This window comes from Pantoea sp. ACRSC, assembly GCF_022346785.1.
In the GTDB taxonomy this organism is placed as follows: Bacteria; Pseudomonadota; Gammaproteobacteria; order Enterobacterales; family Enterobacteriaceae; genus Pantoea; species Pantoea alvi.
In genome coordinates, this window is record NZ_JAKRNN010000017.1 from 56,987 (window position 1) to 75,032 (window position 18,046).

The window sequence follows — 18,046 nt, forward strand, 5'->3', positions numbered from 1 at the left end:
ACTTTGAAAAGAAAAGGAATTTTCTGACAGGGACGCAAGAGAGCGTCGCTGGATAGTGGCGTCAGTGCAGAAATCTTTCTGCTGCCGGAAGTCCCGTCAGCGCGCCGTAGGTTCCATATTGGGTACGTAACTGGTCATACACCTGATTAATCGCCTGACGCATAGCCGTCAGGCGCTCGCTGTCCTGTTCCATCTTAAGCTGGCGCTGCAGCATTTCCGTTACGGTGCCCCAGGAAATATCGGCACCCGCCATCGCCAGCTGCATGACGGCCTCGCCAATAACGATACTGGTCATCTTTTCATTTGAGTTATTTTCCATATTGACTCCTTTCCCCTGAAACCTGAAAAAAGTTTAGCACAGGAATAGCTCGCTGCTGCGCCTCCCGTGCGCGCTTTAGCTAGCGTCTGAGGCGGTAAATATCAGCAAAATAGAGATAGCCTTTTTTATCGTACTGGCTTTTTAAGCGAGCCTTTTCATCAGCGCTAAGCAGATTACCGGCAAGCAGCGACTGGATAAAAGCGTCGCGTACGTGTACTTCCATATACCAGTCGCCGGTATAGCAATTCTTCAGCGCGCCCCGATCAATATCTTTTACCCGATAAGCGGGATTGATATGGAAGAAGAAAAAGAAATTACAGATGGCAAATATGACGCAGCAAACAATATATTCAATCGTGCCGAATGAAGAGGAATAGAGCAGCACGCCCATGGTAATGACAAACAGGAAGCACATCAGGCCGTACAGTCCAGGATATTGCCTGATAAAGGAGACGTCAAAATAGGGGCGATCGTTGCGATTTTCTGCGCGGTTTATTTGGTCCAGCTCTTGCTGCAACAGGCTCTCTAATTCGCTATACATGAAACTACTCTCGGCTAAAAATAACCCCAAAAGTATAGATGAATCGCCTTTGATTAGACACCGCTAATAAAGCGGTATGCCAGCCCGGCTAATTATCTCCTGAACGCTTCTGCAGCCCGCAGCATCGGCAAAAAGGCTCAGGAGAGTTCCAGCGCTGCGATAACCGCCGCGATGTCGGCCCGGTGCGCCGCCGAAAGCGGCAGCAGCGGGCGAGGGAGGCAATCAGGATCGGCCAGGCCCAGCACGGCCGCCGCCGCGGCCATCACGCGAAGGCTCCCGCCGTGCTTGCGGTAGAGCGCCCACAGCGGGTTCAGGCGCGCGGAGAGCCGGGTGACACGATCGCTATCACCCTGAGCGGCGGCAGCGGTCATTGCCTTCGCCGTCTGCGGGAAAAGTCCGCCGCAGACGGAGTACCAGAGATCGCAGCCCGCATTCAGTCCCGTCGCGGCAAGCGCGTCCACGCTAACGCCAATCCTGACTCGCTGCGGCAGCAGGGCGCGCAGCTGATTAATGTGTCTGCGCGCCTGTTCCGCCTCGTCCGGTACGCCGGGAATTTTTACTGACTCCAGGTGAGGGAGGGTGGCGATACGTCGGTAAAGGTCAGGAGAAAAGGCAAAACGGGTCGTGGCGGGATTGTCATAAAGACAAATCGGCACGGAAACGTGCTGCGACACCGTTTCAAACAGGCTAAACACTTCATCTTCACTCAGCGGTTGATAACTTACCGGCGGCAAAAGCAGCGCGCTGGCCCCTGCGCGCTGCGCATCATCGGCCAGATGCAGTACCTCAGAAGTACTGACGGCACCGATACAGATCATCACTGGAATCTTTTCGGCATGCTCAACCGCCAGTGCTGCGACGCGTGCTCTTTGCTGCCGCGTCAGATAAGCGTAGCTGCCTGTCGATCCCAGCGCGCCGATAGCATCGACCTTGGCCGCCGTAAGACGCGCAAGGATGCGGGCGAATCCCTTTTCATCAATACCTGACGCGGCTACGGGCGTCAGGGGAAAAGCGCTCAGTCCGGTAAACATCGCTGGCTCCTGTTTATTCCTGCGCGTCAGCGCACTTTTTCATACACCGTCATGGTAAAGATAAGCGGCTCATCGCTGGCGCAGGCGTAGCTGTGTGCCATATCGGTCGTGGCGACCGCTGAGTAGCCTGCCTCAAGCGTAAAGGCTTCGTCATTTACCGTTAACAGCAGCGTCCCGGCCGTAACGTGCAGCAGCTCGGTGGTTTCTGGCGGATGTCCTGGCGAGGTAAAGATGTCGCCGGGATACAGCTCCCAGCGCCAGAGTTCAACCATATTGGGTCCGCTGGTGCCTGCCAGCAGCCTGGCGCTTCCGCCATGCTCACCCTGCCACAGCAGTGGGATCTGTTCAGGCTGAAGAACGTGCACTTTGGGCTCGCTAGCGACGTCGACGATATCGGCCACAGAGACGCCCATCGCTGCCGCAAGCCGACAGAGCAGCGCAATGCTGGGGTTAGCTTTACAGGCTTCAATCTCCACCAGCATCCCTTTGCTGACGCCTGCCCGACGCGACAGCTCATCCAGCGATAATTTTTTCTGCCCGCGATAAAGCTTAATCCGTGCAGAAATAGCCTCGTTCACCGCCGCTGCGTCGGCGCCCGGCCCGGTCGATATGTTGACTTTTTTGGTCATTGGTCGATATTATGCAATAAATTAGTCATTAATAAAGTATGAGATCGCTTCGATGTTGCCGTCAATCAGTTCAGATATCCGACATATTGCGCCGGGCTTCCGTGCATTAAGCATTGAGGTAAAGGCGGCCGCTGTGCGGTCTCCGCAGTTCGGCGCCCTGGCGCTGCGCGAAGCGTGCGCAGCGGTGCTTACCGGCGAACCAGAGTGGGCTGATGCTCATCTCAACGCCTGGAGCGAGGTTTTTCGGGCGTTCGGCGCGAAACCTAAACGCACGCCATGCTCAGCAGAGGCGTTACGTAAACGCGTCATTCGCGACGGCGGTATGGCCTCGCTCGATCCGATCGTCGATCTCTATAACGCGGTCAGCCTGCGCTACGCCATTCCGGTCGGCGGAGAGAACCTCGCCGCCTATGTCGGCACGCCAGAGCTGGCGATCGCTGACGGCACGGAAAGATTTGATACCTTCAAAGAAGGGCAGCCCGCCGTTGAAACGCCAGAGGCAGGCGAGGTGATCTGGCGTGACGAGCAGGGGGTGACCTGTCGCCGCTGGAACTGGCGCCAGGGAGTACGCACCCGCCTGAGCGTAACGGATCGGAACATGTGGTTCGTTCTGGAAAGCCTGCCGCAAATGCCGCTTGAGGCGCTCTACGCGGCTGGGCAGATGCTGACTGAGGGCGTGGATACCATCATGCCCGGCGCAGAGTGCGAGCTAACGCTGTTGGGGCCGTTATAAACGCCGGGCTGCGCACTCAGGCGCGAGAGGCAAAAATAAAGTGGGAGTCGGTTTCGCTAATTAAATAGAGATTTTTCGCCTCGCCGCTGGGCGAAACAAAAACCACCTCCTGACCGATGCTGAGCGAAGAAAACGCCTCAACAGGCTGGTTTTCTTTCTGGATCTCCAGCAGCATGCGCGACTCAAATGCGCGTTCGGCAACGGTATCGAGATGATAGTTGCAGCTAAAAGAAAGTTCAGGCTTATCGAGTATATAGAACTGTCCGGACGGCATAAGCGTGACCTCATTAAGGAGCGAGCGGCGCGGCAGAAAGCGCCGCTGATGACTTTAGTGTAGTTATAAAAGAGAGGAGTCGCGCCCAGAAGCTGAAGAGAGCCGCTCAGGTCTATTTGTTAGCAGACTAATAGTCTCCCTGGCAAGAAAGGTTAAAGGGCGCGGCGGATTTTATGAGACTATTCTTACGCCCCTTCAAGAGCTAAGCCATTGCGAGTGCCGGAGATAAGCGCCGGGTGGGGCACGCGTATTCTTACAGGTCGCCTTCAGGCGGCCTTTTTTTGCGCGGCAGTGCGGAGAAAGAGAACCGCCATTCCGTGGCGAACAACAATCCTCAAGGTACCTTACTCAGAATTACCTGGCGGACGTCGGCTTTTCTGACCGCCTTTCCGACCTGCTTCCCTGGCTCTGTCAGGATTATTCCTGAAATTGCCTCCGCTGGCTTTGCCTCCTGCGCTGCCTGCTTCTTTGGCACGATCCGGATCGTTGGCAAAATTACCGGCGCCACCTCTGTACTTCTGTTGTGTCATAGGTAGAACTCCTATCACTGTTCCATTAGATAAAAGGACTAGCTAGTCACCCTTTAAGCGTAGCCCGGCGTAACCCTTAAGCAAGCGAATGCCGCAGCAAAAGATGCTGATTTTTCTGTAAGTTAATAAGGATTGTTGAGTATGCCGCCGCGCGCGGCGGCATAAAAAAGCGGGGTAGGTTTGCGGGAAAACGCGAGCCTTTTCAGGCGAAAGGCGAACGATTTTCCTCTGCCGCCTGCGCGCGATCGCGCGAAAGACGCCAGAAATCAGAGCCGGAAGGGTGCTGATAGATGCGCAGCGAAAAAAGCGTCGCCACCGCAAAGATATACTCGAAAATCGCCGACTGTGAGTTTTCATAGTCGGCCCACAGCGTCGAGGAGGTAAAGCAGTAGACCTCAATCGGCAGACCGTCCGGCGAGGGCTTCAGTGCGCGCACCACGATATACATATCCTTGCGGATATCGTCGCGCTGCGCCAGCCAGGCGGTCAGGTAGTGGCGAAACACCGTAAGATTGGTTAAGCCGTTTTCAATAAACCAGCGATCGCCCACGGCGCTAATGTCGCGACCGTCAAGCAGCACGGAAAGCGGTTCGCTGACGCCGCGCAGCTGCGTCATTGACTGCAGCATCTCCTGATTCACAAAGGTCACGGAGTCGAGATCGAGATAGAAACTGCGCATAATGCGCCGCGCGCCCGAGGAAAACATCGCCTGCCAGTTGGTATAGGTTTCCGTCAGGAAATTTTTGGTGGGAATGCGGGAGATGGTGTTATCCCAGTTGCGGATGGTAATGGTATGCAGAGCGATATCCGTTACCTCACCGCTGAGATTTTTATCTGGCATCTCAATCCAGTCGCCAAGCTGCAGCACATCGTTTGACGAAACCTGAATATTGGCCACCAGCGACAGCAGGGTATGCTGAAAGACCAGCATTAAAACCGCCGCGGCCGCGCCCAGGCTGGAGATAATAATCACCGGCGACTTATTCGACATAATTGCCAGGATCATAATCGCCGACAAAATATGCACCAGGATTTTGCCGATCTGGATATAGCCTTTAATCGAATGATTTTTACGCTTCGACTTTTTCGAGTAGGAGTTATTAACGATCTCCAGCACTTCGTTAAAAAAGAGCGACAAATAGACGAAGAAGAGAATGCCGCACAGCGTCCTGATGGCGATTTGCAGATGCTCAGGCAGCTCCGGCATAAACTGCAGCAGATAATAGACGGTAATAACCGGAATAAAGTTGGAGAGCTTCTCCGAGATCCTGACATCCTTATCCAGCGGGACATCGCTTTTATGGGCGCTGAAAAAGACCTTCCGCACCACTTTGACCACGAAGAATTTGCAGACAAGGTGCGCAATCATGCCGGCGAAGATAAGCAGAATAATATTGAAGGTGGCGGAAAGCGCGACGTTCCCCTCAATAAAGCCCATTAAATCATTAAAATAGTGCATTTTTACCACGTACTGAAAAGGGTAGAGCGAGAGTTAAGCATAAAACAGAGACGGATGATAAGCGACGAATGCGCCACAGGGCGCGGCGGCAAAAGGACAACGCCCAGACAGCGCCGGGCGAGGGATGCTGTGCCGACGGGTTAAGAGCGATCGCAAGCCGACCCTCTTATCCCGCCGCGCGGCGCGTCAGAGCAGAGAATCGGGATTGGCTTTAGCCGCTTTCTTCTCCTCTTCGACAGCCTGCACCGGATCGGCCGCGCTCAGCCAGCGATCGAATTTCTGGTAGGTCTCGATAAAGGATTTAAAGTAGACGGTAATGCCGGTGACATTCTCTTTTCGCTCCATATAAGCCACCGCCAGTTTAAACGCATCCTGATTTTCAAATTTCACGGGCTTTACTCTCCTGAATTACGGGTTTATTCAGCGTAGCCTGGCGTCGAAACCCGCGCCTGTGCATCTGTCTGCTTTTTCCCGCAAGGCGCGGCGGATAGTGACGACGCATGACCCGCAGCGCCTGCATCATAACCCCAGGCGCTTCGCTTTACATCAGGTTAAATCAGCAATCTTTCGCCCGCCGGGTTGAAAGCGAAAGTTGCGCAGAGGCATCGCGCAACGGCGGCGGGCAGGCCGATCAGAAGCTGTAGGTCACCCCGGCGTACCAGGCGCGGCCCGGCTCGTTGTAGGTGGACGCCCCATCGTTCTCGCGATAGATGCGTTTATCCAGCAGATTGCTGACGCCCGCGTTGGCACGCAGATTTTTTGTCAGGTCGTAGTTGAGGTTCAGGCCCACCACCGAGTAGGCTCCGATTTCGCGCTGCGACAGATTGTTCACTTCCAGACGCGATTCGGAAAACTCGCGCGGCTTCTGGCGGCCATACATCGTCCAGTTGATATCGCCAGAAAGGTCGCTTGTTATCTGCCACTCCAGCTGCGAGTTGATGGTGTACTCTGGAATAATCGACAGCGGATTACCGGTCTCTTTATCTTCCGACTTCAGCATATAGGTGGCGTTGCTGCGCCATTCCAGCGTATCGGCGATCAGCGGCACCGTCAGATTGCCTTCCAGTCCTTCCACCACCGCCTTGCCGCCATTTTCCCAGCGCAGAATGTTATAGCCGTTAGAGGCGATACCCACGCGCTCGCGCCCAGAGACAATCTTGTTTTTGTAGTCGTTGCGGAACCAGGTGATGCCCGCCACATAACCCTCATGGGCGTACTCAATGCCCAGCTCTTTATTGACGCTCACTTCCGGCTCAAGGTCGTCGCTGCCCAGCAGATAACAGCTGCCTGAGGTAATATCCTTCGGACAACCGTTGCCGCGCGTAGAGAGCAGATAGCCTTCGGTAGACTGATAGAGATTCGGCGCTTTAAAGGCGCGGGCGATACCCGCCTTCAGCGTAAAATCATCTCCCAGCCCCTGCGACAGGTTCAGGCTCGGGCTCCAGTTGGCGCCAAAGCTGTTGTGGTAGTCGAAGCGGATGCCGGGAATAATTTCGGTCGAGTCGGTCGCGGCAATATTATCCTCAAAATAGAGCGAGCTGAGGGTCGCGCTGTTCTTGCTGCTGCGATCCGCCGCGTTGCCGCTGACGCCGCCGATATTGACGCCCGCCTGGTTGGCGGCCTGCATCGAGGCGGGATCGTTCAGCCTGTCATGATTCCACTCCGCGCCCAGCGTCACCGTCTGCTCGCGCAGCCAGTCGAGCGGGAAGTTAATCTCCGCGTTGCCGCGGTAGCTCTCCAGCTGGCTGGTGGCGAATTTATCGCTGTTGATCATTCCTTCCACGCTGCCGCCGGAGCCTTCCTGCAGGCGCGTGTTATTGGTTTTTTCGTAATTGAACGTCAGCTTCGACAGGCCCCTGTCCCAGATACCGTTGTGCGCCAGGCCATAAGACTGACGATACATACGGTTGGTTTCGCTGCCGACCAGCGATTCGACCAGGCCGTTAGCGCTGTTATTGCCGTTGCTGTTTTGCGTGTCGCCGGCGTAGATATTGCCCTGGCGGCTGTAGCCGTACGAGAAATCAAGGATCTGCTCTGGGGTTATCTTCCAGGAGAGCACGCCGTTGATATCTTTATTGCGCACCCCTTCGCGTCCCGCCGCATAGGAGCCGTTCTCGGCGGTATTAATGTCCCAGGCGTCGCCGTCGGTTTTATTGATGTTGCCATAGAGGCGCATCGTCAGCGCGTCGCCTGCCAGCGGCCCGCTCAGGCTGAAGTTGGCGCGTTTCGTCGCCCCCTCTTTGCTGTCTTCTGGCTGGTTGGTAAACAGCGAAAGGGAGCCGTGCCAGTCGTTGGTTGGCCGTTTGGTAATGATATTCACCACGCCGCCCGCCGCGCCGGAACCGTAGCGCGCCGCCGCCGGGCCGCGGATCACTTCAATGCGCTCCACCATCTCAGGCGGCACCCAGTTGGTGTCGCCGCGCGTATCGCGTTCGCCGCGCCAGCTGTAGCGCACCGCGTTGCGCGAGGAAACCGGCACGCCATCTATCATAATCAGCGTGTTTTCCGGCCCCATGCCGCGAATATCGATCTGGCGGTTGTTGCCGCGACTGCCGCTGGCGCCGTTACCGGTAAGGTTTACGCCGGGCATCTTTCGAATAATGTCGGAGAGGTCGTTCACCGGCGGGCTTTTTTCAATATCTTTAGCGGTAATGGTGGAGACGCCGGGCTGCTGCTTGAGTATCTGCTCGGCGGTGACAAGCATCGTTTCGTCATCGGCCAGCTTTTCTGTCTCTTCCGCCGCGCTGACGCCGGTGGCGCTCAGCATACCGACCATTAGCAGGGCGCAGGGGCGCTTTCTGAAATCTACCGTTACATTCACTTAAACATTCTCCCTGTTGCGTTAATGAGTGTAAGCAAATGCGTATGATAGTGATAATGATTCTCATTGTATAGATTGCGTCAGCATATTTACATTTCTACACAGTAGGTTAGGAAACGGACGACGCGCCGCGCTAATGCCTGATCCGGCAATGCTTAGCGTTTTTTTGCATTTGTTAACCCTGCCTGCTCTCACTGAGAATAAAGCCGTCCAGCCGTATGGATATTCATTCCCGGAGAGAGACAACATCTGTTTAAGCTTGCGAAGCGTTACCCCGGCTGCGCATTTTCCCGCAAGGGATTTTATTTGATCAGGAGAAAGGTCCCAGTGAAACTCATGCAAAGCGTTACCCTTATCGTTCTCGCGCTGGCCGCCAAGGGCGCGATGGCTGCCGACACCTCGGTGCCGACCGACAGTTCGCTGCATGTGCAAGCCGATCCCGCGCTGAAAAGCCTGGTACCTGCCGCTATCCTGAAGCGCGGCTATATTGTCGCCGGAACAAACCCCAATACGCCGCCCACCACCTTTTATAAAGAGGACAACAAAACCCTGGCGGGGCGCGAAATCGACGTGATGAACGCCGTCGGCGAGCGGCTGGGCGTCGCGGTGCAGTGGCGCGACACCGGCGGCTTCGACAATATTATTCCCGGCCTGAAAACCGGGCGCTACGATGTGGCGCTCTCCAACATCAACGCCACCCAGGCGCGCCTGAAGCAGGTCGATTTTGTCGGCTACTACAACGCCAGCCGCCTCGGCATTATCTCCCTGAAAAGCGCCACTCTCGCGCCGTTCACCACTTTCGACGCCGTGTGCGGCAAAGAGGTCGGCGCGGGCGCGGGCACCACCCAGATCACCCGGCTGGAAGAGGCGAGCAAAGCCTGTGAAAGCGCCGGCAAGCCGCCGATTAAAATCGCTGTTTTCCCCGATCGACCGGCGGGCGTGCAGGCGGTGGTCAGCGGCCGCGTGCCGATGTTCTTCGGGCCGTATGAGGGACTGAGCTGGCAGGTAAACCTGATCAAGCCGCTGACCATGAGCGGTGAGATCAGCGTCAATGACGCACCGGTCTCTGTGGCCTTCCCGAAAGATTCGCCGCTGGAGCCTGCGGTGCAGGCCGCGCTCAATTCGCTGATCAAAGATGGCAGCTACCAGAAGATCCTCGATCGCTGGGGCATCGGCTTCGGCGCGGTAAAAGAGGCGAAACGTAATCAGGAGATCTTTCAGTGAATCCGGCACCCGACCGAGCTGACGAGCTGCGCATCGTCGGCAAACGCTACTACGGCCGCTGGCTGAGCGCGCTGCTGGTGCTGCTGTGCGTGGCGGCGATGGCCCACTCGATGATTAATAACCCGCGCTTTGAGTGGGGCGTTATTGCCGATAACTTTACCGAGGCGTCAATCCTGCAGGGCGTCGTGATGACCCTGCAGCTGACCGCGATCTCGGTGGTGCTGGGGTTCGCTTTTGGCACGGTGCTGGCGCTGATGCGCCTCTCCTCGAATCCGGTGCTGGTCGCGGTAAGCTGGGCCTATACCTGGTTCTTTCGCGGCGTGCCGATGCTGGTGCAGCTGTTTCTCTGGTACAACATCGCCGCGCTCTATCCCACGCTTTCCCTGTCGTTGCCGGGTACAGGCGAGCTGTGGAGCGCCCAGTCCAATGCGCTGATCAGCCCGTTTAGCGCCGCCGTTATCGCGCTGGTGATGCACCAGTCTGCCTACGCGGCGGAGATCGTGCGCGCCGGTATTCAGAGCGTCGGTAACGGGCAGCTTGAGGCGGCGCGGGCGCTCGGCTATCGTCCGGCGCAGATTTTCCGCTTTACCATTCTGCCGCAGGCGATGCGCGCCATTCTGCCGCCGGCGGGCAATGAGGTAATCGGCCAGCTAAAAACCACGGCGGTGGTGTCGGTTATCTCGCTGCAGGATGTGCTTTTCTCCGCGCAGATTATCTATCAGCGCACCTATGAGGTGATCCCGCTGCTGCTGGTGGCGACGCTCTGGTATCTGCTGATGACCTCGGTGCTGTCGGTCGGGCAGTTCTATATTGAACGCTACTTTTCGCGCGGTGTGTCGCGCGGTCAGTCGCGCACCCTGTTAAATGGCGTGACGTCGACCCGCAGCGAAAGGAGTATCAGTAATGGCTGAGGCAATTGCCCTGCGTAACGTGACCAAACGCTTTTCCGGCGTCACCGTGCTCGATGAGGTTGACCTGGATATTCCGGCCGGCTCGGTAACGGTGATCCTTGGGCCGTCCGGCTCGGGTAAGTCGACCTTGCTGCGCTGCATTAACCATCTGGAGAAGCTGGACGGCGGCACTATCCGCATCGGCGGCGAGCTGGTGGGGTACCGGCAGAAAGGGCAGGCGCTGAACGAGCTGAACAGCGGCGAGGTGGCGCGCCAGCGCCGCGATATCGGCATGGTGTTTCAGCAGTTCAATCTCTTTCCTCACCGCACGGTGCTGCAAAACATCGCCGACGCACCGATTCGCGTAAAAAAAGCGCCGCGTCAGCAGGCGCTGGCAAAGGCGCGCGCGCTGCTGCAGCAGGTTGGGCTGGCGGGGCGCGAAGAGGAGTGGCCGCAAAATTTGTCAGGCGGGCAGCAGCAGCGCGTCGCCATCGCCCGCGCACTGGCGATGGATCCCGGCGTGCTGCTGTTTGACGAGCCGACCTCGGCGCTCGATCCCGAGCTGGTGGGCGAAGTGCTGCAGGTGATTAAGCAGCTGGCGCACTCCGGCATCACCATGGTGATCGTCACCCATGAGATCGGCTTCGCGCGTGAAATCGCCGATACGCTGGTGTTTATGGAAAGTGGCAGGATCGTCGCCGCCGGGCCGACGCAGCAGGTGCTGGAGGATCCCAGCAACGGGCGCGTGCGCAACTTTATCGCAACGGTGCTCTGAGCACCCTTTCTCCGCAGGACCACCATGACCGAGAGTATGCACAGCGCCCACTGGGGCGCCTTTCGCGCGCGCCGCGACGGTGACAGACTGGCGATTACCCCATTTAGCGGCGATCCCGATCCCAGCCCGCTGCTGGGCAATCTCCACAACGCGCTCGCGCATTCGGCGCGGGTGTCGCGCCCGATGGTGCGGCGCGGCTGGCTGGAGAACGGGCCGGGTGCCGACCCGCGTCGCGGTCAGGACAGCTACGTGGCGGTGAGCTGGGAAGAGGCTTACGCGCTGGTGGCGCAGGAACTGCGGCGCGTCGGGGAGCGTTACGGACCGGCCGGTATTTTCGGCGGCTCCTACGGCTGGTCAAGTGCCGGACGCTTTCACCATGCGCAAAGCCAGGTACACCGCTTTCTGAATACCGTGCTGGGCGGCTATGTGCGCTCGGTCAACAGCTACAGCTCCGGCGCGGCCTCGGTGCTGCTGCCGCATATTGTCGGCGATATGAATGAGATCGCGCGGCGCGGCGTCAGCTGGGAGACAATTGCTGAGCACAGCGAGGTGGTGCTGGCGTTCGGCGGGCTGGCGCTAAAAAATTCGCAGGTGGCGAGCGGCGGCCTGAGCGAGCATACCGAGCGCGGCTTTATGCAGCGCGCCGCCCGACGCGGCACGCGCTTTATCTCCGTCAGCCCGCTGAAGAGCGATCTGCCCGACGAAGCGGACGGCGAGTGGCTGTCGATAATTCCCGGCACGGATGCGGCCCTGATGCTCGCGCTGCTGCATGAGCTGACCACCCAGGGTCTGACCGACGACGACTTTCTGGCGCGCTACACCCACGGCTGGCCGGCGCTCAGCGCTTATCTGCTGGGCGAGGAGGATGGCGTCGCGCGCGACGCCGACTGGGCCGCCGAACGCTGCGGCGTCCCTGCGGCGCAGATCCGCACACTGGCGCGCGACCTGCACGGCAGGCGCGTGCTGATCACCGTGGCGCACGCCCTGCAGCGCGCCCAGCATGGCGAGCAGCCGGTCTGGCTGGGGCTGGCGCTGGCGTCCGCGCTGGGGCAGCCCGGCCTGCCCGGCGGCGGCTTTACCTACGCGCTCGGCGCGCTGGGGCACTACGGCAAACATCATAATCTGGCGAGCTTTCCGGCGCTGCCGCAGGGCAAAAACGGCATCGACCGCTTTATTCCGGTGGCGCGCATCGCCGATATGCTGCTGCATCCCGGCGAAAAATTTCACTATAACGGCCGCCATCTGACCTATCCCACTATCCGGCTGGCCTACTGGGCGGGCGGCAATCCGTTCCACCATCATCAGGATCTGGCGCGGCTGCGTCAGGCCTTTTGCCGCCTTGATACGCTGATCGTGCACGAGAGCGCCTGGACCGCTACCGCGCGCCACGCGGATATCGTGCTGCCTGCCACCATGACGCTGGAGCGCGAAGATATCGGCGGCGCGCCGACCGACCGCCATCTCATCGCTATGCAGCCGGTGGCGGCCCCGTACGGTGAGGCGCGTGACGACTATCAGATTTTCAGCGAGCTGGCGCGTCGGCTGGGAAGAGAGGCGGCGTTTACCGAAGGCCGCGACGCGCGCGGCTGGCTTGAACATCTCTATGCGCAGCTTCAGGAAAAGCTGGCGGCGCATCAGGTGAGGCTGCCCGATTTTGCCGCCTTCTGGCGGGAAGGCGTCGTGGCGCTGCCGCAGCTGCAGGACGGCGGCCGCATGATCAATGCGTTTCGCGCCGATCCCTCGGCCCATCCGCTGCCGACCCCTACCGGGAAGATTCAGATCGCTTCCGACACCATCGCCGGTTTCGGCTATGAGGATTGTCCCGGCCATCCGGTATGGCGCGCGCCGCGCGAGCAGCCCTGCGCAACGTATCCTTTCTGGCTGATCGCTAACCAGCCGGCGACGCGCCTGCACAGCCAACTCGATTTCGGCGACTACAGCCGCAGCGGCAAGCGCAACGGGCGCGAGGTTTGCAGCCTGCATCCGCTGGATGCGCAGCGGCTGGGCATTGCCGAGAACGACCTTATTGAGCTGTACAACGCGCGCGGGCATGTGCTGGCCAGCGCCGCGCTGACCGAGACGATCAGGCCCGGCGTGGTGCGCCTGCCCACCGGCGCCTGGTACGATCCGGTCGATCCCGCCGCCGCGCGTCCGCTCTGCCGTCACGGCAACCCCAATGTGCTGACGCAGGATATCGGCACCTCGGCGCTGGCGCAGGGCTGCACCGGCCAGATCGCCGTGGTTAACGTCAGAAAATATACTGGCGACGCGCCGGCGGTTGCCGCCTTTACGCCGCCGCAAGGCTAGCCAGGGTGCGCTACAGCGCGGCGGTGAGCGCCTGCGCCAGGCGACGCAGATCCTCATTGTCCCGTAGCGCGCTGCACGCCAGCAGCGCCTGCTCGTCGGTCAGCGCCGCGCGCAGCTTGCCCGCAACATCCACCGGCGTCGCCAGCGACTGCTGACGGGTGCGCCGCTGACGCAGCGCCGTGCCATCGCGCAGCACCAGCGTCACCTCATGGAAGCGCAGCGCAGGGTTGATGGCGTCCGGCGGCGCGCCCTCGTCGGGCTGGCGCGTCACCTTCGCCGCCAGCGCCATAATCTGCGGATTGACCTCGCCTTCGGCAAAGTCCGCCATGCGCAGGTCGCCGTAAATCAGCATCGCGGCGATGACATACTCCAGGCTGAAGCGCGCCTCAATGCCGTTTTTGGGCTGGCGCACCGAGGCGGCAATATCGCCGCCGGGCGGGAAGGCCACGCTAATACGATCGATGGCGCTCAGCAGCTCCTCCGGCGAACCGGCCCAGCGCTGGCGGATTTCGCGCGTCGCTTCTGCCGCGCTGTGCGTGCCGGCGCAGGTGGCGAAGGGCTTGAACTCCAGCCCCGGCGTAACGATGCGCCAGGGCGCGCCCCAGAAGTCGAGCAGCGCTTCAGGCTGCGCCCGCTCCGCGCTGCCCAGTGAGAGAAAGGACTCAAGCACGCCCGTTGGCTGCCCGTCGAACCCCGCCAGCGCCAGCTGCGCGGCGCGCACCGCGCGTTCGGCGGCGAAACCGGCATGCAGCGGCTTGACCGCTGAGCCAAACTGGGCGCGCAGGCCGCTCGCCTCGGTGGCGGCAATGCCGAGCAGCACCGCGGTCTGATGCACGTCCGCGCCGCTAAAGCGCGCCAGCGCGGCGGCGGCGGCCAGGGTGCCGAGCGACGCGGTGTTGTGGTAGCCGAGCGTATAGTGGCTTTGCGTTATCGCCAGGCCGAGCCGACCGGCCATCTCCACGCCGATAATAAAGGCATCCAGAAAGCGCGCCGCGTCGAAGGCGCGCTTCTCTGCCGCCCACGCCAGCAGCGCAGGCAATATCACCACGCTGGGATGGCCGCGAAAGTCGGCGTGAAAGTCGTCGTAGTCGAGGGCATGCGCGGCGTAGCCAAGCAGCAGCGCGCGCGACGCCGGGCCGCCGTCGCGGTAGAGGGTTTTCAGCAGCGGCAAACCGCTGTCCGGCACCTGCCGGTTAAGCACCGGCCAGCTTACGGCGAGAAAATCCTGCACCCCTTCGCGCGCTTGCTGGCGCGCAGCGTGGTCAGGCTGGGAGCGGATAATCAGCTGGCTCAGCTGCGCGGTGAGGCTCACAGCGTCGCCGCCGGAAAAGGGGAAAAGCGCATCGACATCTCCGGAATAAAAAGCAGATGCCAAAGGGTAGCAACAAAGCCGCCAGTGGCTATATCTGAAATATTGCTAAGCTAATGCGAATTTGTGAAGAGGTGAAACCCCTTAAAGCGTTGCTTAAATTAGCGTTTGTCGTACTATGCCCTGCAGACGCCGCGCGCAAGGGCAACCTTATTAACTCTCTGTTTACCCGACGGTTTTAACGGGTAGCAGATCCACAGCAGGATAAGCCGTGTTAGCCATTAAATCGCCGCAAGCCTATCTACAGCAGGCCGGAATCCGCGCGCGGGCCGGAGAACATATTCGTCCCATCGCCACCCATCTTCGCATTCTCAGCTCGCCGCGCGCCTGGCAGGCGGTCAATCCTGAACTGACCCAGAGCCTGGAGAGTCAGGGCATTCGCTGGCAGCTGGAGCTGCTCGACGGTGAATGCAGCGACGAGGCGATAAGCCAGCTACAGGCCAGTACGGCGCAGCAGGGGGCGGAGGCGATTCTGGCCGTCGGCGGCGGACGCGTGCTGGACTGCGCGAAAGCAGCGGGCGACGGGCTGGATAATGTCGCGGTGATCAACTTTGCTACCCTGGCCGCCACCTGCGCCGCCTGGTCGCCGGTGGCCATCGTCTATAACGCGCAGGGCGGACATCTGCGCAGTCAGCCGCTGCGTAAAATGCCGGCGCTGGTGCTGGTAGACAGCGAAATTATCGCCCGCAGCGATGTGCGCTATCTGAAAGCGGGCATCGTCGACGCGCTGGCCAAGTGGTACGAGTTTCGCCCCTATCAGCGCCATAATCCCGACAGCCTGGCGCTCGATCTGAAGGTGATGGCGGCGCAGCGTGCGGTCGACGCTTTTCTGCAGTGGGGCGACGACGCTATCGAGGCGAACCGGCAACGCGAGGTGACCTTCGCGCTGGAGCGCATCATCGACGCCAGCATCGTGCTGGCTGGACTGGCCAACAGCATGCGCGATACGCTACCGACGCCCGGCTTCGCCCACGCCATCCATAACCGCCTGACCTGGCTGCCGGAGCTGCACCACTGGCTGCACGGCGAGAAGGTTGGCTACAGCCTGCTGGTTCAGTCTTTTATGGAGCAGGGAAACGGCGAGCCGGACGCGGCGCTGGTGGCGCTGCTGCGGCGCTTCGACGCGCCGCTGAAGCTGCCTGCGCTGGCGGGCGATCGCGCGGCGGCGCTGCATCGTCTCGCCGCGGAGGTTCGTTTTCCGGCGGCCAGCGCGGCGCGTCTGCCGTTTGAAATTTCGCCGACGGCGCTGGAACAGGCGCTGATCGCCACCGATCATTTTCTATAGCCGCTCAGAGACGGCTTTTATCGCAATCAGGGAAATAATATGGACAGTTCATCTGCAAAAACACGTCTGCGTCTTGGTCTTTTCGTTCAGCCGGTAGGGCATCACGTAAGCGGCTGGCGCCTGACCGAAGAGCTGGGCGCACCGACCGATATCGACTGGCTGATCCGCCTGGCGCAAAAAGCGGAAGCGGGGCGTTTTGACCTCTTTTTCGTCGGCGACGCGCTGGCGACCAGCATGTATCGTCTGCCCTCTACCATGGCGCGCCTTGAACCTCTGACCATGCTCTCGGCGGTAGCGGTCAACACCCGCCGAATCGGCCTGGCCGCCACCGCGTCCACTACCTTCAGCGATCCCTTTACTATGGCGCGCACCTTCTCCTCGCTCGACCATATCAGCCGCGGCCGCGCCGCCTGGAACGTAGTGACCTCTTTCTCCGCCGACGTGGCGAAAAACTTCAGTCGCGACGATATGCCGAACCACGCCGAACGCTATGCGCGCGCGCGCGAATTCCTGCAGGTGACCAGTAAACTGTGGGAAGGCTGGGAAGAGGGCGCTGTCCAGCCAGATCCCGCCTCGGGCCAGTACTTCGTTAACGACAAGATTAAGCCGATTAACCACGTCGGCGAGCACTTCCAGGTGCAGGGGCCGCTGAATATTACCCGCTCGCCGCAGGGGCGTCCGGTGATCATCGAGGCGGGGTCCTCTGCCGACGGTCAGCAGCTCGCCGCCGAAACGGCCGAAGTGGTCTTTACCGCCGCCGCCAGCCTGGAAGAGGCGCAGGCCTTTTATCAGTCGCAGAAGGCGCAGGTTAACGCCGCAGGCCGCAACCCGGATCACGTGGTGATTATGCCGGGCGTGATGCCGATAGTCGGCCGCACCCGCGAAGAGGCGAAGGCGCTGTGGAAAGAGCTGAATACGCTGGTGGATATCGACAACGGGCTTAAACAGCTTTCGCTGCGCTTTGGTCTCGATCTTTCAACTTATCCGCTGGACGGCCCGGTGCCGGAGGTGCCGCTGGGCGAAGGCAACCAGAGCCGCGTGAAGCTGATGACCGATATGGCGAAGCGCGAGAACCTGACGCTGCGCGAGCTGGCGGCTATCGCCGCAGGTTCGCGCGGTCATCGGGTGATCGTCGGCACGGCAGAGGATATCGCCGACGACTTCCAGCTCTGGCTGGAGCAGGGCGGTGCGGACGGCTTTAATATTATGCCGGCTATTATGCCCGACCAGCTGGATCGCTTTGTCGAGCTGGTGATCCCGGAGCTGCGTCGTCGCGGTCTGTTCCCGACGGACTACGCTTACGCCACGCTGCGTGAAAACCTCGGCTTGCCGGCGATCTGAATAAATCGCGGCCGCGAATGCGGAAAGGCTGAAAAGCGGAGATAAAAAAGGCGCTGACTATCAGCGCCTTTATTATTAGATCAGGAACTCGTCCAGCGAGCCGCCTGCATCCAGCGCTTTTTTAATCGGCGAAGGAGTGCGGCCCTGGCCGGTCCAGAATTTGGTTTCGCCGTTTTCATCGGTGAACTTATATTTTGCCGGACGCGGCGCGCGTTTCGCTTTTGGTTTGCTTTCGTTCTGCGCCAGATCGGCCAGATCGGAAATATCGATGCCGTCTTTCATCAGCATCTCTTTATACAATGCCAGCTTCTCCGCTTTTTCTTTCTGTGCGGCTTGTTCAGCATTCACTTCTTCACGACGTTCTGCGACAACGACAGAGAACTTTTCGAGCATCTCGTTTAACACGTCTAGCTCAATTTCTCGTGCCTGAACGCGCAGCGTACGAAGATTATTCAATGCTTTCAGCGCATCACTCATGGATATAACCCTTAACTAATCAAAATATGTAAAGCGCGCAG

General features: G+C 59.8%; 18 protein-coding genes. 7 read left to right on the forward strand and 11 right to left on the reverse strand.

Annotation, left to right across the window (positions count from 1 at the left end):
- Positions 1-61: 61 nt before the first annotated feature.
- From MHZ97_RS16180 to MHZ97_RS16195, 4 genes are all read right to left on the reverse strand, one after another.
- The gene (locus MHZ97_RS16180) at positions 62-319 is read right to left on the reverse strand and encodes a hypothetical protein (protein WP_103796677.1); all 258 of its coding nucleotides are present in this window, start codon (positions 317-319) and stop codon (positions 62-64) included.
- A gap of 79 nt (positions 320-398) precedes the next feature.
- Positions 399-860 carry a YlaC family protein gene (locus MHZ97_RS16185; RefSeq protein WP_103796676.1) on the reverse strand — a complete coding sequence of 154 codons (462 nt, stop codon included), beginning with the start codon at positions 858-860 and terminating at the stop codon, positions 399-401.
- A 137-nt stretch (positions 861-997) separates the two neighbouring features.
- Positions 998-1,891, reverse strand: a complete 894-nt coding sequence (locus tag MHZ97_RS16190) for a dihydrodipicolinate synthase family protein (RefSeq protein ID WP_239315029.1) — start codon at positions 1,889-1,891, stop codon at positions 998-1,000.
- 26 nt (positions 1,892-1,917) lie between these two features.
- Positions 1,918-2,520 carry a helix-turn-helix domain-containing protein gene (locus MHZ97_RS16195; protein ID WP_239315030.1) on the reverse strand — a complete coding sequence of 201 codons (603 nt, stop codon included), beginning with the start codon at positions 2,518-2,520 and terminating at the stop codon, positions 1,918-1,920.
- Positions 2,521-2,563: 43 nt separating this feature from the next.
- On the opposite strand from MHZ97_RS16195, the gene MHZ97_RS16200 reads away from it, so the two are divergent.
- Positions 2,564-3,253 carry a B3/4 domain-containing protein gene (locus tag MHZ97_RS16200; protein ID WP_239315050.1) on the forward strand — a complete coding sequence of 230 codons (690 nt, stop codon included), beginning with the start codon at positions 2,564-2,566 and terminating at the stop codon, positions 3,251-3,253.
- A 16-nt stretch (positions 3,254-3,269) separates the two neighbouring features.
- On the opposite strand, the gene MHZ97_RS16205 is transcribed toward MHZ97_RS16200, so the two are convergent.
- From MHZ97_RS16205 to MHZ97_RS16225, 5 genes are all read right to left on the reverse strand, one after another.
- Positions 3,270-3,527, reverse strand: a complete 258-nt coding sequence (locus MHZ97_RS16205; RefSeq protein ID WP_239315031.1) for a hypothetical protein — start codon at positions 3,525-3,527, stop codon at positions 3,270-3,272.
- Positions 3,528-3,871: 344 nt separating this feature from the next.
- Positions 3,872-4,057, reverse strand: a complete 186-nt coding sequence (locus MHZ97_RS16210; RefSeq protein ID WP_071997410.1) for a general stress protein — start codon at positions 4,055-4,057, stop codon at positions 3,872-3,874.
- Between the two features lie 202 nt (positions 4,058-4,259).
- Positions 4,260-5,516 carry a mechanosensitive ion channel family protein gene (locus MHZ97_RS16215; RefSeq protein ID WP_103796671.1) on the reverse strand — a complete coding sequence of 419 codons (1,257 nt, stop codon included), beginning with the start codon at positions 5,514-5,516 and terminating at the stop codon, positions 4,260-4,262.
- 186 nt (positions 5,517-5,702) lie between these two features.
- Positions 5,703-5,906, reverse strand: a complete 204-nt coding sequence (locus MHZ97_RS16220) for a hypothetical protein (protein WP_033748479.1) — start codon at positions 5,904-5,906, stop codon at positions 5,703-5,705.
- Between the two features lie 241 nt (positions 5,907-6,147).
- The gene (locus MHZ97_RS16225; RefSeq protein ID WP_293649502.1) at positions 6,148-8,292 is read right to left on the reverse strand and encodes a TonB-dependent siderophore receptor; all 2,145 of its coding nucleotides are present in this window, start codon (positions 8,290-8,292) and stop codon (positions 6,148-6,150) included.
- A 381-nt stretch (positions 8,293-8,673) separates the two neighbouring features.
- Between MHZ97_RS16225 and MHZ97_RS16230 the strand changes: the two genes are divergently transcribed.
- From MHZ97_RS16230 to MHZ97_RS16245, 4 genes are read left to right on the forward strand one after another with little or no spacing between them, the layout of a single operon-like run.
- Positions 8,674-9,561 (forward strand): ABC transporter substrate-binding protein, encoded by an 888-nt coding sequence (locus tag MHZ97_RS16230; RefSeq protein WP_239315052.1) that lies wholly within the window; start codon positions 8,674-8,676, stop codon positions 9,559-9,561.
- Positions 9,558-10,472, forward strand: coding sequence for an amino acid ABC transporter permease (locus MHZ97_RS16235; protein ID WP_239315032.1), 915 nt, complete (start codon positions 9,558-9,560; stop codon positions 10,470-10,472). The genes MHZ97_RS16230 and MHZ97_RS16235 overlap by 4 nt, the downstream gene beginning before the upstream one ends.
- Entirely contained in the window at positions 10,465-11,226 is a 762-nt protein-coding gene (locus MHZ97_RS16240; protein ID WP_239315033.1) for an amino acid ABC transporter ATP-binding protein, read from the forward strand. Before MHZ97_RS16235 ends, MHZ97_RS16240 begins: the two co-directional genes overlap by 8 nt.
- 24 nt (positions 11,227-11,250) lie before the next feature.
- A complete protein-coding gene (locus tag MHZ97_RS16245; protein WP_239315034.1) occupies positions 11,251-13,533 on the forward strand; it encodes a molybdopterin-dependent oxidoreductase in 2,283 nt (760 codons plus the stop codon).
- Positions 13,534-13,543: 10 nt separating this feature from the next.
- Here MHZ97_RS16245 and MHZ97_RS16250 read toward each other — a convergent pair whose 3' ends face one another.
- Complete coding sequence (locus MHZ97_RS16250; protein ID WP_239315035.1) at positions 13,544-14,845, reverse strand: MmgE/PrpD family protein; 1,302 nt, start codon at positions 14,843-14,845, stop codon at positions 13,544-13,546.
- 268 nt (positions 14,846-15,113) lie between these two features.
- Between MHZ97_RS16250 and MHZ97_RS16255 the strand changes: the two genes are divergently transcribed.
- Positions 15,114-16,187 (forward strand): iron-containing alcohol dehydrogenase family protein, encoded by a 1,074-nt coding sequence (locus MHZ97_RS16255; protein ID WP_103796664.1) that lies wholly within the window; start codon positions 15,114-15,116, stop codon positions 16,185-16,187.
- A gap of 39 nt (positions 16,188-16,226) precedes the next feature.
- Entirely contained in the window at positions 16,227-17,528 is a 1,302-nt protein-coding gene (locus MHZ97_RS16260) for an LLM class flavin-dependent oxidoreductase (RefSeq protein ID WP_239315036.1), read from the forward strand.
- A gap of 75 nt (positions 17,529-17,603) precedes the next feature.
- On the opposite strand, the gene MHZ97_RS16265 is transcribed toward MHZ97_RS16260, so the two are convergent.
- A complete protein-coding gene (locus MHZ97_RS16265; RefSeq protein WP_103796662.1) occupies positions 17,604-18,005 on the reverse strand; it encodes an H-NS family nucleoid-associated regulatory protein in 402 nt (133 codons plus the stop codon).
- Between the last annotated feature and the right edge of the window lie 41 nt (positions 18,006-18,046).

Excerpts from the sequence above, each read along its gene's own strand:
- MHZ97_RS16180 (WP_103796677.1), bottom strand. The coding sequence starts at position 319 with ATGGAAAATAACTCAAATGAAAAGATGACCAGTATCGTTATTGGCGAG.
- MHZ97_RS16185 (WP_103796676.1), bottom strand. The coding sequence starts at position 860 with ATGTATAGCGAATTAGAGAGCCTGTTGCAGCAAGAGCTGGACCAAATA.
- MHZ97_RS16190 (WP_239315029.1), bottom strand. The coding sequence starts at position 1,891 with ATGTTTACCGGACTGAGCGCTTTTCCCCTGACGCCCGTAGCCGCGTCA.
- MHZ97_RS16195 (WP_239315030.1), bottom strand. The coding sequence starts at position 2,520 with ATGACCAAAAAAGTCAACATATCGACCGGGCCGGGCGCCGACGCAGCG.
- MHZ97_RS16205 (WP_239315031.1), bottom strand. The coding sequence starts at position 3,527 with ATGCCGTCCGGACAGTTCTATATACTCGATAAGCCTGAACTTTCTTTT.
- MHZ97_RS16210 (WP_071997410.1), bottom strand. The coding sequence starts at position 4,057 with ATGACACAACAGAAGTACAGAGGTGGCGCCGGTAATTTTGCCAACGAT.
- MHZ97_RS16215 (WP_103796671.1), bottom strand. The coding sequence starts at position 5,516 with ATGCACTATTTTAATGATTTAATGGGCTTTATTGAGGGGAACGTCGCG.
- MHZ97_RS16225 (WP_293649502.1), bottom strand. The coding sequence starts at position 8,292 with ATGGTCGGTATGCTGAGCGCCACCGGCGTCAGCGCGGCGGAAGAGACA.
- MHZ97_RS16230 (WP_239315052.1), top strand. The coding sequence starts at position 8,674 with ATGCAAAGCGTTACCCTTATCGTTCTCGCGCTGGCCGCCAAGGGCGCG.
- MHZ97_RS16240 (WP_239315033.1), top strand. The coding sequence starts at position 10,465 with ATGGCTGAGGCAATTGCCCTGCGTAACGTGACCAAACGCTTTTCCGGC.
- MHZ97_RS16245 (WP_239315034.1), top strand. The coding sequence starts at position 11,251 with ATGACCGAGAGTATGCACAGCGCCCACTGGGGCGCCTTTCGCGCGCGC.
- MHZ97_RS16260 (WP_239315036.1), top strand. The coding sequence starts at position 16,227 with ATGGACAGTTCATCTGCAAAAACACGTCTGCGTCTTGGTCTTTTCGTT.
- MHZ97_RS16265 (WP_103796662.1), bottom strand. The coding sequence starts at position 18,005 with ATGAGTGATGCGCTGAAAGCATTGAATAATCTTCGTACGCTGCGCGTT.